The 6,317-nt window shown below is 66.3% G+C and carries 3 protein-coding genes; all 3 read left to right on the top strand.

All coding sequences use genetic code 11. The features are described from left to right. Window positions 1-79: 79 nt before the first annotated feature. On the top strand, window positions 80-2,776 hold the full coding sequence (gene aceE, locus BV908_RS16755; protein WP_103738712.1) for a pyruvate dehydrogenase (acetyl-transferring), homodimeric type: 2,697 nt from the start codon (window positions 80-82) through the stop codon (window positions 2,774-2,776). A 19-nt stretch (window positions 2,777-2,795) separates the two neighbouring features. Further along, the gene (gene aceF, locus BV908_RS16760; protein ID WP_103738713.1) at window positions 2,796-4,487 is read left to right on the top strand and encodes a dihydrolipoyllysine-residue acetyltransferase; all 1,692 of its coding nucleotides are present in this window, start codon (window positions 2,796-2,798) and stop codon (window positions 4,485-4,487) included. A gap of 16 nt (window positions 4,488-4,503) precedes the next feature. Further along, on the top strand, window positions 4,504-6,317 hold a 1,814-nt coding region (lpdA, locus tag BV908_RS16765), incomplete at its 3' end, for a dihydrolipoyl dehydrogenase (protein WP_103738714.1).

Genomic DNA, 6,317 nt, shown 5'->3' on the forward strand with positions numbered 1-6,317 from the left:
GCATCATTTGAAATGATGAAAATTTGTGCGAAACTCGCGCCCGTATTACCGTTATTGCCACTGAATCAAGGAGACAGGTATGTCTGATCCGACCAAAGTCCTGACCGCTACCGACATCGACCAACAGGAAACCCGCGAATGGCTGGACGCGCTGTCGGCAGTAATCGACAAGGAGGGGCCGGAGCGTGCCCACTTCCTGCTGGAGCAATTGCTGGAGCAGGCCCGCCAGAGCAGTATTGACCTGCCGTTCTCCGCCAATACGGGATACGTGAACACCATCGAGCCGGACCAGGAGGCCCGCTGCCCCGGCAATATCGCCATCGAGAAGCGCCTGCGCGCCTACATGCGCTGGAATGCCATGGCCATGGTGGTGCGCGCCAACCGCCTGCATCCGCATGACGGCGGCGACCTGGGCGGCCACATCGGCTCCTTCGCTTCGCTGGCCTCCATGTGGGGCGCGGGCTTCAACCACTTCTGGCACGCCGAGAGCGAGAGCCACGGCGGCGACTGCATCTACTTCCAGGGACACAGCGCGCCCGGCATCTACGCCCGCGCCTACCTGGAAGGCCGTATCACCGAGGACCAGCTCGAAAACTTCCGCCAGGAAGTGGGCGGCAAGGGCCTGTCCAGCTACCCGCACCCCAAGCTGATGCCGGGCTTCTGGCAATTCCCCACGGTGTCCATGGGCCTGGGACCGATGATGGCCATCTACCAGGCGCGCTTTCTCAAGTACCTGCATGCCCGCGGTATCGCCAACACCGAGAACCGCAAGGTCTGGATCTTTCTGGGCGACGGCGAGATGGACGAGCCCGAGAGCAAGGGCGCGATCAGCCTGGCCGCGCGCGAGAACCTGGACAACCTGATCTTCGTTATCAACTGCAACCTGCAGCGCCTGGACGGCCCGGTGCGCGGCAACGGCAAGATCATCCAGGAGCTGGAGGGTGACTTCCGCGGTGCGGGCTGGCATGTCATCAAGCTGCTGTGGGGCAAGGGCTGGGACGAGCTGCTGGCACGCGACAAGAGCGGCAAGCTCAAGCAGCTGATGATGGAGACGCTGGACGGCGACTACCAGACCTACCGCGCCATGGACGGCGCGTATATCCGCAAGCATTTCTTCGGCAGGTACCCCGAGACGGCCAAGCTCGTGGAGCACCTGAGCGACGACGAAATCTGGGAACTGCGCCGCGGTGGTCACGAGCCCGAGAAGGTGTATGCCGCCTTCCATGCGGCCAATGAACACCAGGGCCAGCCCACGGTGTTGCTGGTCAAGACCGTCAAGGGCTATGGCATGGGCAAGGCCGGTGAGGGCAAGAACACCGTGCACCAGACCAAGAAGCTGTCGGACGAGGACATCAAGTACATCCGCGACCGCTTCAACATCCCGATCCCCGACAGCGAGCTGGACAAGCTGCCCTACTACAAGCCGGCCGACGACACGCCGGAAATGAAGTACCTGCACGAGCGCCGCAAGGCCCTGGGCGGCTACCTGCCGCAGCGTCGCACGCACGCCGACGAGAGTTTCACCGTGCCGGCGCTGGAGACGTTCAAGGCCGTGCTGGAGCCCACCGCCGAGGGCCGCGAGATCTCCACCACCCAGGCCTACGTGCGCTTTCTCACGCAGCTGCTGCGCGACAAGGCCCTGGGTCCGCGCGTGGTGCCCATCCTGGTGGATGAGGCGCGTACCTTCGGCATGGAGGGATTGTTCCGCCAGATTGGCATCTACAACCCCAAGGGCCAGCTCTACACCCCGGTCGACCGCGACCAGGTGATGTACTACAAGGAAGACAAGGCCGGTCAGATTCTTCAGGAAGGCATCAACGAGGCGGGCGGCATGTGCTCGTGGATCGCTGCGGCGACGTCGTATTCGACGAACAACCGCATCATGATCCCGTTCTACGTGTACTACTCGATGTTCGGCTTCCAGCGCTTTGGCGACTTCGCCTGGGCCGCGGGCGACATGCAGGCGCGCGGCTTCATCCTGGGGGGCACGTCGGGCCGCACCACGCTCAACGGCGAAGGCCTGCAGCACGAGGACGGCCACAGCCACATCCTGGCCAACACCATTCCCAACTGCGTGAGCTACGACCCGACCTTCGCGCACGAGGTGGCGGTCATCATGCAGGACGGCCTGAAGCGCATGGTGGAGAAGCAGGAAAACGTCTACTACTACATCACGCTGCTCAACGAGAACTACGCCATGCCGGGCCTGCAGCCGGGCACGGAAGAGCAGATCATCAAGGGCATGTACCTGTGCAAGGCCGGCGCGGACGGCGACAAGCGCGTGCAGCTGCTGGGCTCGGGCTCGATCCTGCGCGAATCGATCGAGGCGCAGAAGCTGCTCGCCGCCGACTGGGGCGTGCAGGCCGACGTGTGGAGCTGCACCAGCTTCAACGAGCTGACCCGCGAGGGCCAGGACGTGGCGCGCTGGAACCTGCTGCACCCGCTGGAGACACCGCGCGTGTCCTTCGTGGCGCAGCAGCTGGGCGGCCGCCCGGGCCCCGTGGTGGCGTCCACCGACTACATGAAGAACTACGCCGAGCAGATCCGCGCCTTCATCCCCGCAGGGCGCTCCTACACCGTGCTGGGTACCGACGGCTTTGGCCGCAGCGACTTCCGCTACCGCCTGCGCGAGCACTTCGAGGTCAACCGCCACTACATCACCGTGGCCGCGCTGAGCGCACTGGCCGACGAGGGCAAGCTGCCCAAGGCGAAGGTGGCCGAGGCGATTGCCAAGTACGGCATCCAGACCGAGAAGATCAACCCCTTGCACGCCTGATGGCCCGGGAGACAAGACAATGGCATTGGTAAACATCCAGGTTCCCGACATCGGCGACTTCGACGAAGTCGGCGTGATCGAGCTGCTGGTCAAGGTGGGCGACACGGTGAAGGCGGAGCAGTCGCTGATCACCGTGGAGTCCGACAAGGCCTCGATGGAAATCCCGTCGAGCCACGCGGGTGTGGTCAAGGAACTCAAGGTCCAGCTGGGCGACAAGGTCAAGCAAGGCAGCGTGATCGCCGTGCTGGAGGCCGCGGGCGAAGCGGCTGCTTCTGATGAAAAACCGGCTCCAGCGCCCGCCGCACAAGCGCCGGCAGCTATCGAAACGCAAGCGCCGGTCGCGCCTGCTGCACCCGCCGCCCCTGCTGCGGGTGGTGGCGCGGTTGAGGTGCGTGTGCCCGACATCGGTGACTTCAAGGACGTCGCCGTGATCGAATTGCTGGTCCAGCCCGGCGATGCGGTCAAGGTGGAGCAGTCGCTGTTCACCGTGGAGTCCGACAAGGCCTCGATGGAGATCCCTTCGCCCGCCGCCGGCGTTCTCAAGGAGCTCAAGGTCAAGATCGGCGACAAGATCAACGTGGGCGACCTCGTGGCGGTGCTTGAAGGTGCCGCCCCTGCACCGGCGGTCGCTCCGGCGCAGGCTTCTACACCAGCGGCCGCTTCCGCTTCCGCTCCGGCCGCTGCCGCGCCCGTGGCGGCTCAGGCCTCCGCGCCCGCACCGGCTGCGGCAACGGCAACGGCGCCCGTGCCGGCCCACCAGCCCTCGACGCCCACGCCGGGCTTGCCGCACGCCAGCCCCTCGGTGCGCAAGTTCGCCCGCGAACTGGGTGTGCCGCTGGCGGAGGTCAAGGGCACGGGCATCAAGGGCCGCATCACGCAGGATGACGTGGCGGCCTTCACGCGCCAGGTGATGAGCGGTGCGCTGCAGACCCAGGCGCAGGGCAGCAAGGCGCCCGCTGCGGGTGGCTCTGGGGTGGGCCTGGACCTGCTGCCGTGGCCCAAGGTGGACTTCGCCAAGTTCGGCCCCATCGAGCGCAAGGAGCTGTCGCGCATCAAGAAGATCAGCGGCGCCAACCTGTCGCGCAACTGGGTGATGATTCCCCACGTCACCAACAACGACGAGGCCGACATCACCGAGCTGGAAGCCTTCCGCGTCTCCACCAACAAGGAGAACGAGAAGAGCGGCGTCAAGGTCACCATGCTGGCCTTCGTCATCAAGGCCGTGGTCGCGGCGCTGAAGAAGTTCCCCGAGTTCAACGCCAGCCTGGACGGCGACGCGCTGGTCTACAAGCAGTACTTCCACATCGGCTTTGCGGCCGACACGCCCAACGGCCTGGTGGTGCCCGTGCTAAAAGATGCCGACAAGAAGGGCATCCTGCAGATCAGCGCCGAGATGGCCGAGCTGGCCAAGAAGGCCCGCGACGGCAAGCTGGGTGCGGCCGACATGCAGGGCGGCAGCATGTCGATCAGCTCGCTGGGCGGCATTGGCGGCACGCATTTCACCCCCATCATCAATGCGCCCGAGGTGGCCATCCTCGGCCTGTCCAAGAGCCAGATGAAGCCCGTGTGGGACGGCCAGCAGTTCGTGCCGCGCCTTACGCTGCCGCTGAGCCTGTCGTACGACCACCGCGTGATCGACGGCGCCTCTGCCGCGCGCTTCAACGCCTACCTGGGCCAGGTGTTGGCGGACTACCGCCGCATCCTGCTGTAAGGACGGAGCACAACATATGGCAATCATCGACATCAAGGTGCCCGACATCGGCGACTTCGCCGAGGTGGGCGTGATCGAAGTGCTGGTGCAGCCGGGCGACACCATCCGGGCCGAGCAGAGCCTGGTCACCGTGGAGTCCGACAAGGCCTCCATGGAGATTCCCAGCAGCCACGCCGGGGTGGTCAAGGAGCTCAAGGTCAAGCTGGGCGACAAGGTGGCCGAGGGTTCCGTGCTGCTGACGCTGGAAGTGGCGCAGGGAGCGGCGGCGCCGGCTGCGGCCCCTGCCGCGGCGAGCACGCCCAGCGCACCGCCATCTGAGTCAAAACCGGCTCCAGCGCACGCTGCTCAAGCGCCAGCAGCTCCTAAAACCGAAGCGGCCAGCTTCGGCGGCAGTGCCGACGTGGAGTGCGATGTGCTGGTGCTGGGCGGCGGCCCCGGCGGTTACAGCGCCGCCTTCCGCGCGGCCGACCTGGGCCTGAACGTGGTGCTGGTCGAGCGCTACGCCACCCTGGGCGGCGTGTGCCTGAACGTGGGCTGCATTCCCTCCAAGGCGCTGCTGCACGTGGCCGCGGTGATGGACGAGGTGAGCCACCTGAAGAGCGCCGGCATCGACTTCGGCGCGCCGCAGGTCAACATCGACACCCTGCGCGGCCACAAGGAAAAGGTCATCGGCAAGCTGACCGGCGGGCTGGCGCAGATGGCCAAGATGCGCAAGGTGACCGTGCTGCGCGGCTACGGCCACTTCGTCGGCGCCAACCACCTGGAGGTGGAGGAAACCACCGGCACCAGCCAGGACAAGACCGGCGCCAAGAAGGTGGTGGCGTTCAAGCGCGCCATCATCGCCGCCGGCAGCCAGGCCGTGCGCCTGCCGTTCATGCCCGACGATCCGCGCGTGGTGGATTCCACCGGCGCGCTGGCGCTCAAGGACGTGCCCAAACGCATGCTGATCCTGGGCGGCGGCATCATCGGCCTGGAAATGGGCACGGTGTACAGCACGCTGGGCGCGCGCCTGGACGTGGTGGAGATGCTGGACGGCCTGATGCAGGGCGCCGACCGCGACCTGGTCAAGGTGTGGCAGAAGATGAACCAGCACCGTTTCGACAACGTGATGCTGAATACCAAGACCGTGGCCGCCGAGGCCACGCCCGAGGGCATCAAGGTGAGCTTCGCGCCCGCCAAGGACGGCGTCGCGGTGCCCGAGCCCCAGGTGTACGACCTGGTGCTGCAGGCCGTGGGCCGCACCCCCAACGGCAAGAAGATCGCCGCCGACAAGGCTGGCGTCGCCGTGACGGACCGCGGCTTCATCAACGTCGACATCCAGATGCGCACCAACGTGCCGCACATCTTCGCCATCGGCGACATCGTGGGCCAGCCCATGCTGGCGCACAAGGCGGTGCACGAGGCGCACGTGGCGGCCGAGGTCATCGCCGGCGAACTGCAGGGCAACAAGGAACTGGCAAGCGCCGCCTTCAACGCCCGCGTGATCCCGAGCGTGGCCTATACCGACCCCGAAGTGGCCTGGGTGGGTCTGACCGAGGACCAGGCCAAGGCGCAGGGCATCAAGGTCAAGAAGGGCCTGTTCCCCTGGGCGGCCAGCGGCCGCGCCATCGCCAACGGCCGTGACGAGGGCTTTACCAAGCTGCTGTTCGACGACAGCCCCGAGGCGCACGGCCACGGCCGCATCCTGGGCGGCGGCATGGTCGGCACGCATGCGGGCGACATGATCGGCGAGATCGCCCTGGCCATCGAGATGGGCGCCGACGCGGTGGACATCGGCAAGACCATCCACCCGCACCCCACGCTGGGCGAGAGCATCGGCATGGCGGCGGA

The organism is Diaphorobacter sp. LR2014-1 (assembly GCF_002916785.1).
Taxonomy (GTDB): domain Bacteria; phylum Pseudomonadota; class Gammaproteobacteria; order Burkholderiales; family Burkholderiaceae_C; genus Diaphorobacter; species Diaphorobacter nitroreducens.